The organism is Micromonospora sp. URMC 106 (assembly GCF_051386395.1).
In the GTDB taxonomy this organism is placed as follows: domain Bacteria; phylum Actinomycetota; class Actinomycetes; order Mycobacteriales; family Micromonosporaceae; genus Micromonospora.
Genome location: NZ_JBPQTP010000017.1, coordinates 26,495 through 43,832, shown reverse-complemented (window position 1 = coordinate 43,832; position 17,338 = coordinate 26,495). Strand labels below are relative to the sequence as shown.

The 17,338-nt window shown below is 73.9% G+C and carries 20 protein-coding genes; 9 read left to right on the top strand and 11 right to left on the bottom strand.

The window, feature by feature from the left end; all coding sequences use genetic code 11:
- Positions 1-125: 125 nt before the first annotated feature.
- Positions 126-854, bottom strand: a complete 729-nt coding sequence (locus ACSNOB_RS08565; protein WP_436686035.1) for an SDR family oxidoreductase — start codon at positions 852-854, stop codon at positions 126-128.
- Positions 855-994: 140 nt separating this feature from the next.
- Here ACSNOB_RS08565 and ACSNOB_RS08560 point away from each other — a divergent pair, with 140 nt between their 5' ends.
- A complete protein-coding gene (locus ACSNOB_RS08560) occupies positions 995-1,456 on the top strand; it encodes a peroxiredoxin (protein ID WP_436686034.1) in 462 nt (153 codons plus the stop codon).
- Between the two features lie 71 nt (positions 1,457-1,527).
- Complete coding sequence (locus tag ACSNOB_RS08555; protein WP_393107787.1) at positions 1,528-2,217, top strand: hypothetical protein; 690 nt, start codon at positions 1,528-1,530, stop codon at positions 2,215-2,217.
- 145 nt (positions 2,218-2,362) lie between these two features.
- Here ACSNOB_RS08555 and cydB read toward each other — a convergent pair whose 3' ends face one another.
- Positions 2,363-3,361 (bottom strand): cytochrome d ubiquinol oxidase subunit II, encoded by a 999-nt coding sequence (gene cydB / locus ACSNOB_RS08550; RefSeq protein ID WP_436686033.1) that lies wholly within the window; start codon positions 3,359-3,361, stop codon positions 2,363-2,365.
- Positions 3,362-3,376: 15 nt separating this feature from the next.
- Positions 3,377-4,792, bottom strand: a complete 1,416-nt coding sequence (locus ACSNOB_RS08545; protein WP_436686032.1) for a cytochrome ubiquinol oxidase subunit I — start codon at positions 4,790-4,792, stop codon at positions 3,377-3,379.
- A 196-nt stretch (positions 4,793-4,988) separates the two neighbouring features.
- On the opposite strand from ACSNOB_RS08545, the gene ACSNOB_RS08540 reads away from it, so the two are divergent.
- The 4 genes from ACSNOB_RS08540 (at position 4,989) to ACSNOB_RS08525 (ending at position 8,974) form a co-directional block, all read left to right on the top strand.
- Positions 4,989-5,765 (top strand): lysophospholipid acyltransferase family protein, encoded by a 777-nt coding sequence (locus ACSNOB_RS08540; RefSeq protein ID WP_436686031.1) that lies wholly within the window; start codon positions 4,989-4,991, stop codon positions 5,763-5,765.
- A gap of 261 nt (positions 5,766-6,026) precedes the next feature.
- On the top strand, positions 6,027-6,794 hold the full coding sequence (locus tag ACSNOB_RS08535; RefSeq protein WP_436686030.1) for a glycerophosphodiester phosphodiesterase: 768 nt from the start codon (positions 6,027-6,029) through the stop codon (positions 6,792-6,794).
- 19 nt (positions 6,795-6,813) lie between these two features.
- On the top strand, positions 6,814-8,202 hold the full coding sequence (locus ACSNOB_RS08530) for an MFS transporter (protein ID WP_436686029.1): 1,389 nt from the start codon (positions 6,814-6,816) through the stop codon (positions 8,200-8,202).
- Positions 8,203-8,260: 58 nt separating this feature from the next.
- On the top strand, positions 8,261-8,974 hold the full coding sequence (locus ACSNOB_RS08525; protein ID WP_393107770.1) for a thymidine kinase: 714 nt from the start codon (positions 8,261-8,263) through the stop codon (positions 8,972-8,974).
- Between the two features lie 4 nt (positions 8,975-8,978).
- Here the strand turns inward: ACSNOB_RS08525 and ACSNOB_RS08520 are convergent, their stop codons facing one another.
- Positions 8,979-9,437 (bottom strand): Rv0361 family membrane protein, encoded by a 459-nt coding sequence (locus ACSNOB_RS08520; protein ID WP_436686028.1) that lies wholly within the window; start codon positions 9,435-9,437, stop codon positions 8,979-8,981.
- A 150-nt stretch (positions 9,438-9,587) separates the two neighbouring features.
- Here ACSNOB_RS08520 and ACSNOB_RS08515 point away from each other — a divergent pair, with 150 nt between their 5' ends.
- Positions 9,588-9,959, top strand: coding sequence for a VOC family protein (locus ACSNOB_RS08515; RefSeq protein WP_436686027.1), 372 nt, complete (start codon positions 9,588-9,590; stop codon positions 9,957-9,959).
- Between the two features lie 107 nt (positions 9,960-10,066).
- Here the strand turns inward: ACSNOB_RS08515 and ACSNOB_RS08510 are convergent, their stop codons facing one another.
- Positions 10,067-11,065, bottom strand: coding sequence for a tyrosine-type recombinase/integrase (locus tag ACSNOB_RS08510; RefSeq protein ID WP_436686026.1), 999 nt, complete (start codon positions 11,063-11,065; stop codon positions 10,067-10,069).
- 220 nt (positions 11,066-11,285) lie between these two features.
- Between ACSNOB_RS08510 and ACSNOB_RS08505 the strand changes: the two genes are divergently transcribed.
- Positions 11,286-12,290, top strand: a complete 1,005-nt coding sequence (locus ACSNOB_RS08505) for a helix-turn-helix transcriptional regulator (RefSeq protein ID WP_436686025.1) — start codon at positions 11,286-11,288, stop codon at positions 12,288-12,290.
- A gap of 47 nt (positions 12,291-12,337) precedes the next feature.
- On the opposite strand, the gene ACSNOB_RS08500 is transcribed toward ACSNOB_RS08505, so the two are convergent.
- Positions 12,338-12,769, bottom strand: coding sequence for an Hsp20/alpha crystallin family protein (locus ACSNOB_RS08500; protein ID WP_436686024.1), 432 nt, complete (start codon positions 12,767-12,769; stop codon positions 12,338-12,340).
- Between the two features lie 309 nt (positions 12,770-13,078).
- Between ACSNOB_RS08500 and ACSNOB_RS08495 the strand changes: the two genes are divergently transcribed.
- Positions 13,079-14,533 carry a sialidase family protein gene (locus tag ACSNOB_RS08495; protein ID WP_436686023.1) on the top strand — a complete coding sequence of 485 codons (1,455 nt, stop codon included), beginning with the start codon at positions 13,079-13,081 and terminating at the stop codon, positions 14,531-14,533.
- Between the two features lie 58 nt (positions 14,534-14,591).
- Here the strand turns inward: ACSNOB_RS08495 and ACSNOB_RS08490 are convergent, their stop codons facing one another.
- The 5 genes from ACSNOB_RS08490 to ACSNOB_RS08470 form a co-directional block, all read right to left on the bottom strand.
- Positions 14,592-15,110 (bottom strand): GNAT family N-acetyltransferase, encoded by a 519-nt coding sequence (locus tag ACSNOB_RS08490; RefSeq protein WP_436686022.1) that lies wholly within the window; start codon positions 15,108-15,110, stop codon positions 14,592-14,594.
- Positions 15,111-15,221: 111 nt separating this feature from the next.
- Positions 15,222-15,635 carry a DUF6069 family protein gene (locus ACSNOB_RS08485; protein WP_436686021.1) on the bottom strand — a complete coding sequence of 138 codons (414 nt, stop codon included), beginning with the start codon at positions 15,633-15,635 and terminating at the stop codon, positions 15,222-15,224.
- A 78-nt stretch (positions 15,636-15,713) separates the two neighbouring features.
- Positions 15,714-16,187 (bottom strand): MarR family winged helix-turn-helix transcriptional regulator, encoded by a 474-nt coding sequence (locus ACSNOB_RS08480; RefSeq protein WP_436686020.1) that lies wholly within the window; start codon positions 16,185-16,187, stop codon positions 15,714-15,716.
- A gap of 52 nt (positions 16,188-16,239) precedes the next feature.
- Positions 16,240-16,758, bottom strand: coding sequence for a DUF2087 domain-containing protein (locus tag ACSNOB_RS08475; protein WP_436686019.1), 519 nt, complete (start codon positions 16,756-16,758; stop codon positions 16,240-16,242).
- A 59-nt stretch (positions 16,759-16,817) separates the two neighbouring features.
- Positions 16,818-17,315, bottom strand: a complete 498-nt coding sequence (locus ACSNOB_RS08470) for a MarR family winged helix-turn-helix transcriptional regulator (RefSeq protein WP_436686018.1) — start codon at positions 17,313-17,315, stop codon at positions 16,818-16,820.
- Positions 17,316-17,338: the final 23 nt, after the last annotated feature.

Here is a 17,338-nt window from a genome sequence, read left to right as displayed (position 1 = left end):
GCCACCCCGGTCGGGGCGGTCGGCCGCTACGGTGCCGGGCCGGCTCGTCAGTGGGCCCGGCACCGGCAACGCCGCGCACCGGTGACGGCGGCGGCCCGGCGTCGAAACGAGCGCGACGCCGGACGTCAGAGGCCGCCGGCGACGCGCAGGACCGCGCCGGTGGTGTACGTGGCGTCGGGGCCCAGCAGCCAGGCGATGGCGCCGGCCACCTCGTCGGGTTCGCCGGCGCGGCCGAGCGGGATGCGCTCGGCCGCGCGGTCGGGCCGGTCGGGCTGGCCGGACAGGACGTGGATGTCGGTGCGGATGACGCCCGGGGCGACGGCGTTGACGCGGATGCCGCGGGGGGCGAGTTCCTTCGCGAGGCCGGTGGTGAGGGTGTCGGTGGCGGCCTTGACGGCGGCGTAGTGGACGTACTCTCCGGGGCTGCCGAGGGTGGCGGCGGCGGAGGAGACGTTGACGATGGCGGCGCCGCTGCCCATGCGGCGGGCCGCCTGCTGGGCGCAGAGGACGTAGCCGACGAGGTTGACGTCGACGACGTCGCGCAGGTCGGCCGGGTCGAGGTCGACGAAGGCGCCGATGGGGCTGGTGACGCCGGCGTTGTTGACCAGCCCGGTGATCGGGCCGAGGTCGGCGGCGGCGTCGAACAGGGCGGCGACCTGGCCGGGGTCGCGGGTGTCGGCGGGCACGGCGAGGCCGCGTACGCCGGCGGCCTCGATGTCGGCGAGCACCTTGTCGGCGGCGGCGCGGTCGCGGCGGTAGCTGAACGCGACGTGGTGGCCGGCGTGGGCCAGGCGGCGGGCGGTGGCCGCGCCGATACCCCGGCTGCCGCCGGTGATGACGCTTACGGGACTCAATGCGCCTCCCCTGCTGTCGTTGCCGGGCCGACGTTACCGTGATCGGGACGGCCGGGACGGGAGGGGAACGTCACACGACGCGGTCGGTGTGGCAGCCGCATACGCTCGGCGCACTGTGGTGACGACGGTGGAGGTGCGCGGTGACGGGTGTGGGTGTCGGGGACGTCGTGGAGGACTTCGAGCTGCCCGACGAGACGGGTACGCCGCGGCGGCTGTCGGAGTTCCTGGCCGCCGGTCCGGTGGTGTTGTTCTTCTACCCGGCGGCGCTGACCCGCGGGTGCACGGCGGAGAGCTGTCACTTCCGGGACCTGGCGGCGGAGTTCGCGGCGGTCGGCGCCGTCCGGGTGGGGATCAGCCGGGATCCGGTGGCGAAGCAGGCCGAGTTCTCCCGGTTGCACGGGTTCGACTATCCGCTGCTGTCCGACCCGGACGCGGTGGTGGCGGACCGGTTCGGGGTGCGGCGGCGGCTGCCGCTGGGCGCGTTGAGCACGCGGCGGATGACGTTCGTGATCGGGACGGACCGGCGGGTGATCGAGGTGGTCCACAGTGAGCTGAACATGAACGCGCACGCCGACGCGGCGCTGCGGGCGCTGGGGGGTTGATCGTACGCGTGTCGGGGCCGGCTGGTATCAAGGCAGGCATCTGAACAGGTGTACGAGGGAAGAGGTTGCTGATGGGTGCCGCTGGCCAGGGATTGTCCGACGAGGACGTGCGCAGCATCCGGGAGGCGTTGGCGGCGGGGCGGAAACCGAAGGTGGTGTTCACCGCGTCGGCGGGTCAGATCGCCGGGCAGGTGGGGCAGGTGGTGGAGCTGACCGACCCGGCGGCCTCGGACGAGTACGTGGTGGTCCGGTTCGGCCGCGACGAGTTGCCCTTCTCCCCCGCCGACGTGGCGGTGGCGCCGCGGGGAGCGGGCCGCAAGGCGGCGGAACCGCAGCCTGAGCCCGAGCCGCCGGCGGCGCCGGCGGAGCCGGAGTTCGTGTTGGACCGGGCGCGGGTGCCGGCGCCGCGGGAGCAGCGGGAGGAGCCGAAGGTGGAGACGGTGGAGGCGAAGCCGGCGCGGCGGGCGGTGAAGGCGGTCAAGCCGAAGGGCCCGGCGGGGCTGACGGTGACGTTGGCGTACGCCGACGGCGAGTGGACGGTCGCGGCGCAGCAGGGCAGCAAGTCCCTCGCGAAGCCGTACGTGGTCAAGCCGGCGGAGGCGCTGCGGATGGTGGCGCTGGTCGACGTGCCGGGGGTGCACGAGGCGGTGGAGCAGATCATGGCCGCGGAGCGGGCCGAGGCGGAGCAGCAGGCGGAGAAGCTGCGCGCGGAGCTGGCCGAGATCGAGGCGCGCCTGGCGGAGCTGCGCGAGGCGCGCTGAGGCGTACCGGTGGCGGGGCGGGTGGCGGCGCCCCCCCCCCCGCCACCGTCTGTCAGCCGCGCTGCGGCGTCGGGGGGCGCAAGGTGGTGGCGGCCTGGGGCGCGGGTGGCGGCGGCGGGGCCCGCGGCCACCCGGCGGGGGCAGGTCAGTGCTGCGGGATGTGGGCCACCCCGATGCGCTTGCGGAACACCCAGTACGTCCAGCCCTGGTAGGCCAGCACGATCGGGGTGAACACCACCGCCACCCAGGTCATGATCTTCAGGGTGTAGGGGGTGGAGGCGGCGTTGGTGGCGGTCAGCGTCCCGGCCGCGTCTGCGGTGGAGGGCAGCACGTTCGGGAACAGCGCCGCGAACAGCGTCGCCACGGCCAGGCCGATCGCCACGGCGGTGCCGGTGAACGCCCAGCCCTCCCGGCGTACCCGGGCGGCGGCGAGACCGCCGAGCAGCGCGAGGGCCGCGCCGACGGCGAACACGACGGCGGTCGCGCTGGAGCGGATGGTCAACGTCCAGGCCAGGAACGCGACCGCGAGCACGGCGGTGGCCACGCCCAGACGCACCGCGAGCGCGCCGGCGCGCTCGCGGACGTCGCCGACGGTCTTCAGCGCGACGAACACCGCGCCGTGGGTCACGAACAGCGCCGCGGTGGTCGCGCCACCGAGCAGGGCGTACGGGTTGAGCAGGTCGAACAGCCCGCCGACGTATTCGTGGTCGGCGTCCAGCGGCACGCCGCGCAGGATGTTGGCGAACGCCACGCCCCACAGCACCGCCGGCACCACCGAGCCGACGAAGATGGCGGTGTCCCAGCGGCGCTTCCAGGACGCCTCGGGGCGCTTGTGGCGGTACTCGAAGGCGACGCCGCGGGCGATCAGCGCGAGCAGGATCAGCAGCAGTGGCAGGTAGAAGCCGGAGAACAGGGTGGCGTACCACTCGGGGAAGGCGGCGAACATGGCGCCGCCGGCGGTGATCAGCCACACCTCGTTGCCGTCCCACACCGGGCCGATGGTGTTGATCAGGACGCGGCGTTCGCGGTCGTCGCGGCCGAGCACGGGCAGCAGCATCCCGACGCCGAAGTCGAAGCCCTCCAGGATGAAGTACCCGGTGAACAGGACCGCGACGAGCAGAAACCAGATGGTGGTGAGTTCCACGGTGGGCTCCGGTGATCAGTAGGCGAAGGCGAGCGGGCGCTCGGCGTCGTCGTGGCTGTCGTCGATCTCGGGGTTCGGGGTCAGGTCGGGCACGCCGGCCTTGGCGTAGCGCAGCAGCAGCCTGACCTCGATCACGGCCAGGGTCGCGTAGATCAGGGTGAAGGCCGTGAACGAGGTGAGCACCTCGGTCAGCGAGACGCTGCGGGACACGCCGTCGCGGGTGAGCATCTCGCCGAACACGATCCACGGCTGGCGGCCCATCTCGGTGAAGATCCAGCCGAAGGAGTTCGCGACCAGCGGCAGCAGCGGCATGACCAGGCCGGCGCGCAGCAGCCACTTGTTGGTGGGCGTGCGGCCCTTGCGCTGGCTCCAGAGGACCAGCAGGGCGATCGCGGCGGCGGCCATCCCGAACGCGATCATGAAGCGGAAGCTCCAGTAGGTGACCGGGATGATCGGGGTGTAGCTGCCGGCGCCGTACTGGGCGGCGTACTGGGCCTGGAGGTCGTTGATGCCCTGGACGGTGCCGTTCGGGTCGCCGGTGCCCAGCCAGGACAGCAGGTGCGGGATCTTCAGCGCGAACAGTTCCCGGCTGCCGTCGAGGCTGCCGACGGTCAGGACGCTGAACGAGGCGGGGCTCTCGGTGGTGTAGAGGCCCTCGGCGGCGGCCATCTTCATCGGCTGCACCTGGGTCATGATCTTGCCCTGGATGTCGCCGGTGATGGCGACGGCGGCGGCGGAGACGAGGGTGACCCAGGAGCCGAACTTGGCGGCGAAGCGGTAGGCGGGGGTGTCGGCGGAGTCGCGGTTGCGTACCAGGTGCCACATGGCGACGGCGACCAGCAGCGAGCCGGCGACCAGGAACGCGCCGGCGATCGTGTGCGGGAAGGTGATCAGGGCGACCCTGTTGGTCAGTACGGCGACGAAGTCGGTGAGCTCGGCGCGGCCGGTGTCGGGGTTGATCCGGTAGCCGACCGGGTTCTGCATGAACGAGTTCGCCGCGAGGATGAAGTACGCGCTGAGGTTGCTGCCGATCGCGGCGGCCCAGATGCTGGCCAGGTGCAGCCGCTTGGGCAGCCGGTCCCAGCCGAAGATCCACAGGCCGATGAAGGTCGACTCCAGGAAGAACGCGACCAGCGCCTCGATCGCCAGGGGGGCGCCGAAGATGTCGCCGACGAAGCGTGAGTAGTCGCTCCAGTTCATGCCGAACTGGAACTCCTGCACGATGCCGGTCACCACGCCCATGGCGAAGTTGATCAGGAAGAGCTTGCCGTAGAACTTGGTGAGCTTGAGGTACTTCTCGTTGCCGGTGCGGTGCCACAGCGTCTGCAGGATCGCCACCAGCGCGGACAGGCCGATGGTCAGCGGCACGAAGAGAAAGTGGTAGACGGTGGTGACACCGAACTGCCAGCGGGCGACGTCCAACGCGTCCACCAGAAACCCCCAGCCATGCGTACTACGGGACGTAGTAAATACTACCGCCCGTCGTAGAGAAGTCGGCAGGGCCGGGGGGCCCTGATCGGTCCGGGACCAATGACCCTGATCACCCCTGCCGCGCGACCCGCGATCCTGGCCCCGGCGGACGCCCCGCGCCGGCGGCGTGGCACGTGCGTGCGACGATTGCCGGCTGATGGACACCGCCCGTTCGACCTGGCAGCCACCGCTGATCTGGCGTGCCGCGCAACTGCTCGCCCGCGTCGTCGTCGCGCTCGTCGCCCGCCTGGAGGTCAGCGGGGACGTGCCCGACGCGCTGCGCCGCGGTCCCCTGGTCCTGGCCGCCAACCACATCAGCCCGTTCGACCCGGTCGTGCTCGCCGCCGCCTGCCGCGCCCGGGGCGTCGCCCCCCGGATCATGGCCACCGGCGGGCTGTTCCGCACCCCCGTCATCGGCGCTGCGATGCGCCGCGCCGGGCACATCCGCGTCGACCGGGGCACCAGTGCCGTGCACCAGGCCCTCGACGACGCCGCGGCGGCCGTCGCCAGCGGCTCGATGATCCTGGTCTACCCGGAGGGTCGCATCGGCCTGGACCCGGGCCTGTGGCCCGAACGCGGCAAGACCGGCACCGCCCGCCTCGCCCTGGCCTGCGGCGCGCCGGTGATCCCGGTCGCCCAGTGGGGCGCGCACGAGGTGCTGCCCTACCGCGCCCCGAAGGGACTGCTGCGCGGCGTCGCCCGGGCGGTGTGGCGACGCCCCGTGGTCCGGGTGCACTTCGGTGACCCGGTCGACCTGACCGGCGTCACGCACGGCACGCCCGGCGCGGCCCGGCTCGCCACCGACCGGATCATCGACGCCATCACCGACGCCCTCGTTCCGCTGCGGCCCGACGAACCCGACCGGCCCCGCCACGTCGACCCGGGCCGGCCCGCCGACACCAGCCGCTCCCACCGCCGCCGCCCCACCGCCTGAACCCACCTCGTCCGAGCCCTCACCCGCCCCCGCCGAACGGGTCGCGCCCGCTCTCGGCGGCGATGCGCGGCACGCCCTGGCCGCTTCGCTGCACCCCAGGACAACCAGCGGCACCGCACCGGCCGGTACCCCCACGCGCGCCCGACGCGGGCGCGGCCGGCATCGGTGATCCGGCGACGACTCCGGCGTCGCCGCCCGCGGGCGATCGACGGTCACGGGCTGGTCGCCGCGCGGCCACCGGGGACCGGCATACTGCGTCGCGTGCTGACCGGTCACCCCTACCTGGACGCCCCCGCGCCACTGGCCTTCGCCCACCGCGGCGGCGCCGCCGAGGGCGACGAGAACACCACCGCGGCGTTCGCCCGCGCGATCGGGCTCGGCTACCGGTACGTGGAGACCGACGTGCACGGCACCGCCGACGGCGTGGCGGTGATCTTCCACGACGCCACCCTCACCCGGGTCACCGGCGAGCCGGGGCGCATCGCCGACCTGCGCTGGGCCGACCTGGCCTCGGTGCGCGTCGGCGGCGCCGCCGTGGTGCCCCGCCTCGACGAGGTCCTCGACGCCTGGCCCGAGGTGCGCTTCAACATCGACGTCAAGGCCGACGACGGCGTCGACCCGACGGTGACGGCCGTCGCGCGCGGCAAGGCCGGCGACCGGGTGCTGCTCGCCTCGTTCAGCGACGCCCGGCTGACCCGGCTGCGCGCGCTGACCGAGGGCCGGATCGCCACCGGCCTCGGCATGCGCGGGGTGGCCCGGCTACGGATGGCCTCGCTGACCGGCCGGGCGCTGCGGCTGCCCCCGTCGGTCGTCGCCGCCCAGGTGCCGGTGCGCTACGGGCGGGTGCGCGTGGTGGACAGCCGGTTCCTGCGCTACGCCCACCGACTCGGACTGCACGTGCACGTCTGGACGATCGACGAACCTGCCGAGATGCACGAGTTACTTGATCTTGGAGTGGATGGCATCATGACCGATCACGTCGGCGTGCTGCGCGACGTCTACCGCAGCCGCGGCCACTGGGCCGCCTGACCCGCCTCGAAGGACCCCGATGGCCGAGACCGCCGCCCCCACGGTGGGCGACACCCCCGCCCCGGCGAGCACCCGCCGCGAACGCACCGGCTGGTACTTCTACGACTGGGCGATGTCCGCCTTCTCCACCACGGTGATCACCGTGTTCCTCGGCCCGTTCCTGACCACCGTCACCGAACTCGCCGCCGGCTGCGAACTCGGCGCCGACACCTGCTCCGGGCACGTGTACCCGCTGGGCATCAAGGTCGCCGCCGGCTCGTACTTCCCGTACCTGGTGTCGCTGTCGGTGTTCCTCACCGTGTTCGCGCTGCCGATCGTCGGCGCGATCGCCGACCGCTCGGCGCACAAGAAGCGGCTGCTGGCCGCCGCCGCCTTCACCGGCGCCGGCGCCACCGTCGGCATGCTCTTCGTCACCGGCGACCGGTACCTGCTCGGCGGGGCGCTGTTCGTGGTCGCGAACATCGCCTTCGGCGCCGGCGTCGTGGTCTACAACTCGTTCCTGCCGCAGCTCGGCGGCCCCGACGACCGCGACGGCATCTCCAGCCGCGGCTGGGCGCTGGGCTACCTCGGCGGCGGCCTGCTGCTCGCGCTCAACCTGGTCGCGGTGAGCATGCTCGGCGAGGAGGGCGACCACCAGCGCACCCTGGACCTCGCCCGCTGGTCGATCGTGTCCGCCGGGCTGTGGTGGGCGGCGTTCACCCTGGTCCCCCTGCGCTGGCTGCGCGAACATCCCACCGCCGCCGCGCTCGCCGGCGGCAACCCGCTCACCGACGGGTTCCGGCAGCTCGGCCGCACCCTGCGGGAGATGAAGGCGTACCCGCTGACGCTGTTCTTCCTGCTCGCGTTCCTGGTCTACAACGACGGCATCCAGACCGTCATCGCCCTGGCCAGCCAGTACGGCACCGAGGAGCTGAACCTCGGGCAGAGCACCCTGATCGTGACCATCCTGCTGGTGCAGTTCCTCGCCTTCGGCGGCGCGCTGCTGCTCGGCGCCCTCGCCAAGCGCATCGGCGCCTGGAAGACCGTGCTGATCAGCCTGGTGCTGTGGACCGGGGTGATCCTCGGCGCGTTCCGGCTGCCCGCCGAGGCGCCGGTGCCGTTCATGGTCCTCGGCGCGGCCATCGGCCTGGTGCTCGGTGGCAGCCAGGCGCTGAGCCGGTCGCTGTTCAGCCAGCTCATCCCCGCCGGCAAGGAGGGCGAGTACTACGGCTTCTACGAGATCAGCGACAAGGGCACCAGCTGGCTCGGGCCGCTGGCCTTCGGCCTGGTGTTCCAGCTCACCTCCTCGTACCGGGTGGGCCTGGTCTCCCTGCTGATCTTCTTCGTCGTCGGGTTCCTGCTGCTGCTGGCCGTGCCGATCCGCCGGGCGATCGTCGCCGCCGGCAACACCCCGCCCCGGGTGCTCTGAGCCGGCACGGCCCGCGCCGGCCGGATCGGGGAGCGCCGATCGGCTAGGCTGCCCGTCCGTGACCGACCACGCCGCCGCCCCGACCTGTTTGGCGCGCCCGCCGCTGGGCCCCGACGAATCATCCGCCGGCTGCGCCGCGGCGCGGGGCGTGGACGGGCGTCCGCTGCACGCGGCGGCGTTGAAGTTCTTCTGGGGCCCGATGGACTGCGGCAAGTCCACGATGGCCCTGCAGATGAACCACAACCACGCCCGGCAGGGCCGCCGGGGTCTGGTCACCACCCGCATCGACCGCTCACTCGGCCCGCAGGTCACCACCCGCATCGGGCTGGCCCACGAGGCCGTCGAGGTCACCGACGAGCTGGACCTGGTCGCGCTGGTGCGCGACACGTGGGCCGAGGGGGTCCGCGTCGACTACCTCATCTGCGACGAGGCCTCGTTCTACAACCTGGAACACATCGAGCAGATGGCCGAGCTGGTCGACAGCTACGACGTCGACGTGTACGCGTTCGGGCTGGCCACGGACTTCCGGTCCTGCCTGTTCCCGGCCGCCCAGCGGCTGTTCGAACTCGCCGACGAGGTGGCCCGCATCCAGGTCGAGGTGCTGTGCTGGTGCGGCCGGGAGGGGCTGCTCAACGCCCGCGTCGTCGGCGGGCGGGTGGTCCGCGAGGGCCAGCAGGTCGTCATCGGCGACACCGTGGACACCGCCGAGGTGCGCTACCAGGTGCTCTGCCGGCGGCACTACCGGGCCGGCGAGCTCGGCCCGCGCCGCTGAGGAGTCAGTACGGGTCACCGCACACCCGCCAGTCCCCGTCCTCCCGCACGACCGACAGTTTCCGCTCCTCGGTGAGGCCGCTGTCGCGGGTCAGCCGCACCGTCACCGTGCCGTGCGGGCGGCCACCGCGCGTCGCCACCGACACGTCGAGGATCTCGTAGCCGCTGACCAGCGGCGGGGTGCGCATCCAACTGGTGAACCCGATCGGGCTCCAGCGGCTGCGCGCGTCGGCGCAGAGCCGGTCGTACGCGCCGTCCGTGTCGCCCGCCGCGACCGAGCGCAGGAACCCGTCGGCGGTCTCCCGCACCGGGCCGCTGGCCTGCGTGACCACCTGCACGTTCCAGGCGCCGAGACCGGCCACCCCGACGCAGCACAGCAGCACGGCGACGCCCGCGAACACCAGCCCGGTGCGCACCGGCCGGCGCCGCCGGGCCGGCCGGTTCCACGGCTGCTCAGCGCCCACCCGTCGACCGTAGAGAACCGACGGGGCCGTCCGCAGGAAGTCGGCGCGGTCGCGGCGGCCAGCGCCGGCGCCTCAGCGGGGCGCCGGCGCCGCGAGGACGGCGCGCGTACCTGACACAGGATGGCAGGTACGCGCGGCAGACTGCCGGGCATGACAGTCACCGCCGACCTCGCCATGGTCAACCTCGACAGCCCCGACCCCGTCGCCCACGCCGCGTTCTGGCAGCGCGTCCTCGGCGGGGAGATCACCCACAGCCAGCCGGAGTACGCGATGGTCACCGCCGGGGGCGTCGCCGTCGGGTTCGGCCTCGTCGAGGGGTACCGGCCGCCGTCCTGGCCGGACGCGGACACCGGCAAGCGCTACCACCTCGACCTGTACGTCGACGACCTCGCGCGGGCCGAGCAGGAGTTCGTCGCCGCCGGCGCCACCAAGCCGGACTTCCAGCCCGGCGGCGACCGGTGGGTGGTGCTGACCGACCCGGCCGGGCAGCCGTTCTGCATCTGCCCCCGCCCCCAGGGCTGACCGCCGCCGCCCGCCGCGCTCCCGCAGCCCGGCGCGGGGACCGTGCGCGGCGGGCACGGTCCGACGCCGCGCACGGGCCGCGGGCGGGGCTGCGGCAGCCGGGCCGGTCAGCCGCGCCGGCGGGCGCGGGCGGCCCAGATGGCGTACGCGGGGTCGCGGTCGAGGTTGTGCCGGTCCCGGTCGTAGCGGCGGGTGGTACGCGGGTCGGCGTGGCCCATCGCGTCCTGCACGTCCTCGAGCGGGACGCCCTCGGCGCGGGCGGTGGTGGCGAAGGCGTGCCGCAGCGAGTGCGGTGACAGCTTCGCCCAGGCCGGGATGCCGGCGGCGCGGGCCAGCCGGCGCACCAGCCGGAACACGGCGTGCCGGTCCAGTCGGGCCCCGGTGGCGGTGACCAGCAGCGGGCCGGTCAGCTCCTGCACCGCGACGCCCTGCGCGGCCGCCCGCTGGGCCAGGTACGCGTCGAGGGCGTACGCGGTGCCGGGGGTGAGGGCGCGGCGGCGGGACTTGCCGCCCTTGCCGACGAACCGGACGCTGCGGTGGCCCCGCTCGGCGCCGAGATCGGTCAGGTCGAGCGAGACCAGTTCCCCGACGCGCAGCCCGAGGTCGGCCAGCAGGGCGATGGCGGCCCGGTTGCGGGCGGCGGTCGGCCCGGTGTCGGCCTCGGCGGCGGCGAGCAGCGCGTCCACCTCCTCCGGGCTGAGCCCCACCGTCGCGGAGTGATCGCGGTCGATGCGGGGCCGGTCGGCGCCGGCGACCGGGTTGGCCTCCACGGCGCGCAGCTTGACCAGGAAGTCGTACCAGCTCGACAGCGCGGAGAGCCGGCGGGCGACGGTGGCCGGGGTGAGCGGCTTGCCGCTGCGCGCGGCCAGCGTCGCCTCCAGCGCCCGGGCGTACTCGTTGACGTGCAGGAAGTTCGCGTGCAGCGGGTCCAGTTCGCGGGCGGCGCACCAGCCGAGCCACCCGGCGACGTCGCGCCGGTACGCGTCCCGGGTGTGCTCGGACAGCCGCCGGTTGCGCAGCCACGCCTCGGTGAAGTCGGTCGGCCCACCGGGCAGGGCCGGCGCCGGCGACTGGCGGGGCCGCGCCGGAGCGTTCGGGGACAGCATGTGAAAAAGGTTCTCAGCCCCGGCTGGCAAACGGGCGGAGGCGCGCCCTACGCGATCGGCGCCACCGCCGACTCCTCGACCACCCGGCCGTCGGCCACCCGCCAGCGCCGGTGGCAGCCGACCGCCTCGGGCTCGGCTGCTCCGACCGCCGCAGAGTCCGGCACGACCCGACGCCGCCGGCCACCGATGTCCCGCCGTCGGCGGGCGGTACGGTCGGGCGGTGCGCGCGAGTCGGCTGGTCTCCCTGCTGCTGCTCCTGCAGACCCGGGGCCGGATGACCGCCCCGCAGCTCGCCGAGGCCCTGGAGGTGTCGGTGCGCACCATCTACCGGGACGTGGAGTCGCTCGGCGCCGCCGGCGTCCCGGTGTACGCCGAGCGCGGCCCCGCCGGGGGGTACCGGCTGCTCGACGGCTACCGCACCCGGCTGACCGGGTTGACCGCCGGCGAGGCGGAGGCACTGTTCCTGGCCGGCATGCCGGGGCCCGCCGCCGAGCTGGGCCTCGGGTCGGTGCTCGCCGCCGCCGAGCTGAAGCTGCGCGCCGCGCTGCCGGCGGAGCTGGCCGACCGGGGCGGGCGGATCCGGCAGCGGTTCCACCTCGACGCCCCCACCTGGTTCCGTGAGCCCGAAGACACCCCCCACCTGGCGGAGCTGGCCCGGGCGGTGTGGGAGGACCGGCGTGTGCAGGTGCGCTACCGGCGGTGGAAGACCCCGCGGGAGGTGACCCGGACGCTCGCCCCGCTGGGCGTGGTGCTCAAGGCGGGCCGCTGGTACCTGGTGGCCGACGCGGGCGGGCAGGTGCGTACCTACCGGGTCGGGGCGGTGCTGGACCTGACCGTCCTCGACGAGGGGTTCGACCGCCCGGACGGCTTCGACCTGGCCCGCTGCTGGCAGGAGCACGCCGAGCGGTACGAGCGGGGCGTGTACCGCGACGAGGCCCGGGTGCGGATGACGACGGCGGCGCTGGAACTGGCGGCGCACGTCCTCCCGCCGGCCATGAGCCGGGCGGCGCGGGCGGCGGCCTCGGCGCCGGACCCGGCCGGCTGGGTGCGCACGACGGTGCCGATCGAGTCGGTGAAGCACGGGCACGTGGAGCTGCTCAAGCTCGGCGCGCAGGTGGAGGTGCTCGCCCCGGCCGAGCTGCGCGAGCGGTTCCGCGCCACCGCGCACAACCTGGCCGCCCTCTATCCGCAGCGGGCCGACCGCCCCGCCCCTCGTGGGACGTGACCGGGGGCGGGACGGGGCGCACCGCCCGTTCCGCCCCCGCCTGGTGCTCAGGCGCTGATCTCCTTGCGGCCGTTGCCGTTGGCGCCGGCCGTGACGGTGACCCGGCGGGGCTTGGCCCGCTCAGCCACCGGGATGCGCAGCGTCAGCACGCCGTTGTCGTAGCCGGCCTCGAGCTTGTCGGTGTCGAGGGTGTCGCCGAGGAACAGCCGCCGGGTGAAGGTGCCCATCGGGCGTTCGGCGGCGACGAGTTCGACGTTGTCGCCGGCGGGCCGGCGCCGCTGCGCGCGGACGGTCAGCACGTTGCGCTCCACGGTGCAGTCGATGCTGTCCGGGTCGACGCCGGGCAGGTCGAACGCCGCGTAGAACCAGTCCCCGTCGCGGTAGGCGTCCAGCGGCATGACCGCCGGGCGCGCGGCGGTGCCGAAGAACTGCTCGGTGAGCCGGTCGATCTCACGGAACGGGTCGGTGCGCATCAGCATGGTCCTGCCTCCTCGGTTCTCCTGGCCGAAGGTATCTGGTTGAGTCTGGGTGACTCAACTTCCTGTTCCTTATTTAGCGCGCCGCGCGGGCGTCGTCAAGCCGGTCGGCATGCGGCGTGGGGCCGGCGGCGGGATCAGCCCCGGGGCGCCGCCGGGTGCCCTGGGGCTGACATGTGGACGGTGCCCCGAGCGCCCGGCGACAGCGTGCCTCGTCTCACGTGCCGGCCAAACGATGCGGCGTTCCAATCTCCCCAATGAGGCAGTAGCGTCCCCTGTGGACGATCTACCGACGAAAGACGAGGAAGGTCCGTGATCCGACGCTCCAGGGCATTGTTGTCCGCGACGGCCGTCCTGTTCGCCTGCGCCGTCGCGCAGCCCGCCTCCGCGGAAGGCTCCGCAGCTCCCGCAGCCGCCATCGTGCGGCCGGTCTCGGGCGTCAGCCCGCTGCCGGCAGGCTGCGGACTTCCCCCGACCGACGGCTACACGCTGAACCCGAACACCGAAGCCCTGCCCGTGGTGGCGCGGGACCCGAACCGTCCGTGGCACCTCGTCACGGTGTTCCAGCAGGACCGCTGGAACCGCTACGGCAGCAACGGCGCGGTCACCGCCGTGTCGGACGACTTCGGCCTGAGCTGGAAGCGGTCCCAGAACCTGCCCGCCTTCTCCCGCTGCACCGGCGGCACGGCCGCCAACGGCGGGGACTACGACGTCACGACCGACCACTGGATCACGGTCACCCCGTCGGGTACGGCGGTGGCCGCGGCGTTCTCGCTGTCGCGCGCCGGCGACGTGACCGCCATCCTGGTGGCCCGGTCCGCTGACGGCGGCCAGAACTGGGACGCCCCGGTCACCCTCCAGCGGGACGACAACCCGCGGTTCTTCAACGATCGCCCCACGGTGACCGCGGACCCCTACCGCCCGGGCGTCGTCTACGCGGTGTGGGACCGCGTCGACAGCACGGAGGCGGGCTGGGTGCAGCCGATCTACCTGGCGAAGTCGACCGACGACGGGCGCACCTGGACCACGCGCAAGGTGTACGACTTCCCGAACAACAGCGGCGCCATCGGCACCCAGTTGGTGCCCCTCGCGGATGGCACGCTGGTGATGGGCATGCACTACGAGACCAACACCGAATCCGCCACCCAGGTCATCCGCTCGACCGACGGCGGCCGGACCTGGTCGGCGCCGACGCTGGACGTGCCGGCCCCGTTCGCGGTGGGCCCCCGCATCCCGGACCCGGACAACTCGGGCGACCCGGTACGCAACGCCTCCCTGCCGCTGCTGGCCGCCCGGCCGAACAGCCAGGTGGTGAACGCCGTCTGGCAGAGCCAGGCCGCCGACGGCACGTTCCACGTGGACTACTCCCGCTCGACGGACGGTGGGAAGAGTTGGTCCAGCCCGATCCGGGTGGACAAGACGCCCACCGGTTCCGCCGCCGTACCGGTCGTCGCCGCGGCCGAGGACGGCACCGTCGCCATCACGTACTACGACTTCCGCAACAACACGCCCGACCCCGCCACCCTGCCCACCGACCTGTGGGCCATCACCTGCGCGAAGGACTGCACGCAGCCCGGGGCGTGGCGCGAGCAGCACATCGAGGGGCCGTTCGACACGCGGAAGCTCCCGGCGACGAGCGCGGGACGCATGATCGGTGACTACACCGGCCTGGTGTCGAACAACGGCGTCTTCGTGGCCGTGTACGGCGTGGCCACCAACAACGCCACCAACCCCGTGGACATCCACAGCGCGATCTTCGACAACTGAGTGGTGGTGCCGCCGCTGGCGGGGTTCGGTCGGACCGGGCCCCGCCAGCGCGGTTTGATCAGCCAATACCGGCGCGCGCCGCCGGAGGCGTCAGCTCGAGGACCTTCTCGAACCAGTGCTGGGCGTAGACGTCGTCGTTGAACGCCGGGATCTCGCGGTAGCCGTGCCGCGCGTACAGGGCGCGGGCCTCGACGAGGTCGCTGCGGGTGTCCAGCCGGATCCGGGCGATCCCGGCGGCGCGGGCCCGCTCCTCCACGGCGGCGAGCAGCACCGCGCCGCCGCCGTGGCCGCGGTGCGCCGGGCTCACGTACACCCGGGTGAGCTCCGCCCAGTCGGGCCGCAACCGCAGCCCGGCGCAGGCGGCGGGGCGGCCGTCGCGATACCCCACGAGGAAGAACCCGGTGGGCGCGGTCAGGTCGTGGCTCGGCTCGTCGGCCATCGCCGCCGCGACCTCGCCCGGGCGGACCGGGCGGCCGTGGTAGCGGCGGACCATCTCCTCGTAGTACGCCTCGAGCAGGGCCACCGCGTCGGGATGGTCGGGGTGGGTCGGGGTCACCGTCCAGTCTGTGGTCGTCACCCGTCGATCATCACGGTCGGGGCAACCGGATATCCGCGCGCCGGCCCCACCGGTCCACCGAGCTGATCGAGCCGGGTGGCCGGTGCCCCCGGCGCGACGCGGACGGGCTGGTCAGCCGCGGCGGGCCGGCAGCAGGGGAATCAAAACCGCGGCCACCGCCAGGTGCATCGCACCCAGGGCGATCTTGGCCCCGCCGGTGGCCTCGGTGGCGAAGACCGGGGCGAGGGAGAGCAGGGCCAGCAGCACCGCCAGGACCGTCCAGACGACGCCGGCCCGCGGGCCGAGGAAACGCTCCAGCACGACCAGCCCGACCCAGCCGACCAGGGCCGAGACGAGGGAGAAGAGGACGACGGGGGCGAGGACGACGGTGAAGGCGGGCTGGCCGGGGTTCTCGACGGTGTAGTCGACCCCGGCGAGCGCGCCGACGGTCCAGATCAGCGCGCAGGCCAGGACGGCGGCGCCGACGCCGAGCGCGCGCCGGCGGGTGGACGAGGTGGCGGGGGCGGTTTGTGCGGTCGCGCTCACGGCTGCTCCTGAAGTCAGGGGGACACCAACAGATGCGACCGTAGCAGATCGTCTTGCTCGGGACTATCTAGCGCGGAACTAACATCCGTCGCGTCCGGCCGGGCCGCAGGCGCCGGCGCCGCTGAGCCGGCCGCCGACCAGGCTCGTGATCGACCGCAGGAACACCGCGCGATCGGCCTCGGGCAGCGCGGAGAGCACGTCGTCCTGGATCCGGGCGGCGATCTGCTGGGCCTGGACGAGGACCTTTTCGCCCTCCGGGGTGACCTCCACCAGGCGGGCCCGCCGGTCGCCGGGTGACGGGCGTCGCCGCGCCAGCCCGGCGGTCTCCAACTGGTCGAGGGTGACGACCATCGTGGTCTTGTCGATCCCGCACAGCTCGCCGAGTTGGCGCTGCGTCAGCCCGCCCGGCCGGGCCTTGAGCAGCACGCAGTGCGCCCGCGGCGAGATGCCGAGTTCGGCCAGGCCCGCGGCATGCTCCGTCATCAGCGCGTGGCTGGCCCAGGAGAGCATGAACATGAGGTCAGGGGTGCCGCCCGGCGTGCACGAGGTCATACGCCGAGGCTAACAAGGTGCTCCCGGAGCAGACGGTTCGCGGCGCGGACGGTCAGTCGCCGACGCGCCAGTAGACGCCCTGCTCGCGGGCCAGCAACTGCTCGTCGATCAGGTACCGCCGCACGGTCACGTGGTCGCAGCCGCCGCCCTCGCACCAGCGCCGCAGCAGCTCGTCCACGGCCCGCTCCGGATAGCGCACCCCCGGCTCGAATGACGTCGCGACGTGCGCCAGCAGCACCCTGCGGCGGCCGCGCTGTGCCGGCAGTCCGACCAGGACGCCGTCACGCAGGAACGTGCGCAGCACCCGGTCGGCGGCCTCCCCCGCCGGGCGGGGCCGCGCCGGGGTGCGGGCGGCCTCGCGCAACCGGTCGGCGTCCACCCGCAGCTCACCGTCGCCGCCGGCCACCAGGCCCGCGTCGACGAGGCGCCGGAGGGCGGTGACCACCTGCCGCGCCGACAGGCCGGTCCGGTCGGCCACCGCCGCGGCGTCCGCGCCGCCCAGCACGATCGCCGCGAAGACCCGCCGTCGTACGTCGTCGGCGAGTGCCCCCGCCACGTCCCGCGCCGTCATGCCGGCCACCCTGCCAGCAGGCGCACGATCGCCGCCACGGCATTTCCTCGCCGGGTCGATCAGTCGCGCGGCTGCTCGGCGCGCAGCACGACCCGGCGCAGCAGGTCGGACAGCAGGCGCCGCTCCGGTGGGGTGAGGGCGGCGAACAGCCGGTGCTCCTCGGCGCCCCGCACGTCCATGGCCCCGTGCCAGGCGGCCCGGCCCGCCTCGGTCAGCTCCACGTCGACCCGCCGCCGATCGGTGGTGGACGGGATCCGGCGCACGAAGCCGCGCCGGAGCAGCGCGTCGACCCGGGCGGTGACGGAGGCGGGAGCCATCGCCAGGTCGCGCGCCAGGTCCGACGGGGCCGCCCGACCTCCTCGCCCGGCCAGGGCGTGCAGGGTGTCGTACTCGTGCCCGTGCAGGTCGAAGCCGACGAGGGTCCGCTCCTTGACGTCGCGCAGGTGGCGGGTGAGGAACTGGATCCGGGTCACCGCCCCTTCGATGTCGGGGTCGAGCGTCGGCAGGATCGGCAGCCAGCGCTCGACGTGGCGGTCGACGTGGTCGCGGTCGGTCATGGCTCCAGCCTATGCCGATGTCG

Bases quoted from the DNA above. Each gene is read 5' to 3' on its own strand.
- ACSNOB_RS08475 (WP_436686019.1), bottom strand. From the start codon at position 16,758: ATGACGGCGCGGGACGTGGCGGGGGCACTCGCCGACGACGTACGACGG.
- ACSNOB_RS08530 (WP_436686029.1), top strand. From the start codon at position 6,814: ATGGCCGAGACCGCCGCCCCCACGGTGGGCGACACCCCCGCCCCGGCG.
- ACSNOB_RS08470 (WP_436686018.1), bottom strand. From the start codon at position 17,315: ATGACCGACCGCGACCACGTCGACCGCCACGTCGAGCGCTGGCTGCCG.
- ACSNOB_RS08510 (WP_436686026.1), bottom strand. From the start codon at position 11,065: ATGCTGTCCCCGAACGCTCCGGCGCGGCCCCGCCAGTCGCCGGCGCCG.
- ACSNOB_RS08480 (WP_436686020.1), bottom strand. From the start codon at position 16,187: ATGACCTCGTGCACGCCGGGCGGCACCCCTGACCTCATGTTCATGCTC.
- ACSNOB_RS08500 (WP_436686024.1), bottom strand. From the start codon at position 12,769: ATGCTGATGCGCACCGACCCGTTCCGTGAGATCGACCGGCTCACCGAG.
- ACSNOB_RS08515 (WP_436686027.1), top strand. From the start codon at position 9,588: ATGACAGTCACCGCCGACCTCGCCATGGTCAACCTCGACAGCCCCGAC.
- ACSNOB_RS08555 (WP_393107787.1), top strand. From the start codon at position 1,528: ATGGGTGCCGCTGGCCAGGGATTGTCCGACGAGGACGTGCGCAGCATC.
- ACSNOB_RS08540 (WP_436686031.1), top strand. From the start codon at position 4,989: ATGGACACCGCCCGTTCGACCTGGCAGCCACCGCTGATCTGGCGTGCC.